The sequence below is a fragment of the Variovorax sp. P1_H12_2 genome, assembly GCF_056405335.1.
Genome location: NZ_JBFUCI010000712.1, coordinates 1 through 1537 on the forward strand (window position 1 = coordinate 1; position 1537 = coordinate 1537).

The 1537-nt window shown below is 63.2% G+C and carries 2 protein-coding genes; both read left to right on the plus strand.

The features are described 5' to 3' along the window. Positions 1 to 194: MmoB/DmpM family protein (locus AC1D2K_RS34455; RefSeq protein ID WP_478094899.1), on the plus strand; the 194-nt coding region annotated here is incomplete at its 5' end. A 34-nt stretch (positions 195 to 228) separates the two neighbouring features. After that, on the plus strand, positions 229 to 1537 hold a 1309-nt coding region (locus AC1D2K_RS34460), incomplete at its 3' end, for a ferritin family protein (RefSeq protein ID WP_478094901.1).

Genomic DNA, 1537 nt, shown 5'->3' on the forward strand with positions numbered 1-1537 from the left:
CCGATGCGACCGTCGTCGACTACCCGGCGATGGTGAAGATCGATTCGCCCGGCCGGCTGGTGATCCGCCGGGCCTCCGTGGAAGAGCGCGTCGGGCGGCGCTGGGACCTGCAGGAGATCCACCTGAGCCTGATCTCGCTGTCCGGAAGCATCGAAGAGACCGACGACGAATTCATCCTCCATTGGGGCGCCTGAGCGCGCCGCATCACCGCATTCAAGGACACACGCCATGACCCAAGCAGACCACTCGCAGCGCCCCGCCGCCCGCCTCGGCCTCAAGGAACGCTACGCCATGATGACCCGCGGCCTCGGCTGGGACACCACCTACCAGTCGATGGACGACGTCTTCCCCTTCGACAAGTTCGAGGGCATCAAGATCCACGACTGGGACAAGTGGGAAGACCCGTTCCGCCTGACGATGGACGCCTACTGGAAGTTCCAGGGCGAGAAGGAAAAGAAGCTCTACGCGATCATCGACGCCTTCCAGCAGAACAACGGCCAGTTCAACATCAGCGATCCGCGCTACCTGAACACGCTGAAGCTGTTCCTGACCGGCGTGTCGCCGCTCGAATACGCGGCGCACCGCGGCTATGCGATGGCCGGGCGTTCCCTGCGCGGCGTGGGTGCGCGCGTGGCCTGCCAGATGCAGTCGATCGACGAGCTGCGCCATGCGCAGACGCAGTTCCACACCATCAGCCACTTCAACAAGTTCTTCAACGGGCTGCACGATCCGCAGCACATGCACGACCGGGTCTGGTACCTCTCGGTGCCCAAGAGCTACTTCGAAGACGCGATGAGCGCCGGCCCCTTCGAGTTCATCACCGCGATCTCGTTCTCGTTCGAGTACGTGCTGACCAACCTGCTGTTCATGCCTTTCATGAGCGGCGCCGCCTACAACGGCGACATGGCGACCGTGACCTTCGGCTTCTCGGCCCAGAGCGACGAGTCGCGCCACATGACGCTGGGCCTGGAGGTGGTCAAGTTCATCCTCGAGCAGGACCCGGACAACGTGCCGATCGTGCAGAAGTGGGTCGACAAGTGGTTCTGGCGCGGCTACCGGCTGCTGACGCTGGTGGCGATGATGATGGACTACATGCTGCCCAAGCGCGTGATGAGCTGGTCCGAAGCCTGGGAGATGTACTTCGAGAAGAACGGCGGCGCCCTGTTCCAGGATCTGGCGCGCTACGGCATCCGCATGCCCAAGTACCACGAGGTGGCGTCGAAGGAAAAGAGCCGGATCTCGCACGAGGCCTGGGCCATCTTCAACAACTACGGCCACGCGGCCAACTTCAACGTCTGGGTGCCCCGGCCCGAAGAGATGGACTGGCTCTCGGAGAAGTACCCCGAGACCTTCGACACGATGTACCGCCCGCGCTTCGAATGGCTCGCCGAGCAGGAGCAGCAGGGCAAGCGCTGGTTCAACAACACGCTGCCGATGCTGTGCCAGACCTGCCAGATCCCGATGGCCTTCACCGAGCCCGACGACCCGACCAGGATCTGCTATCGCGAGAGCACCTACCACGGCATGAAGCATCACT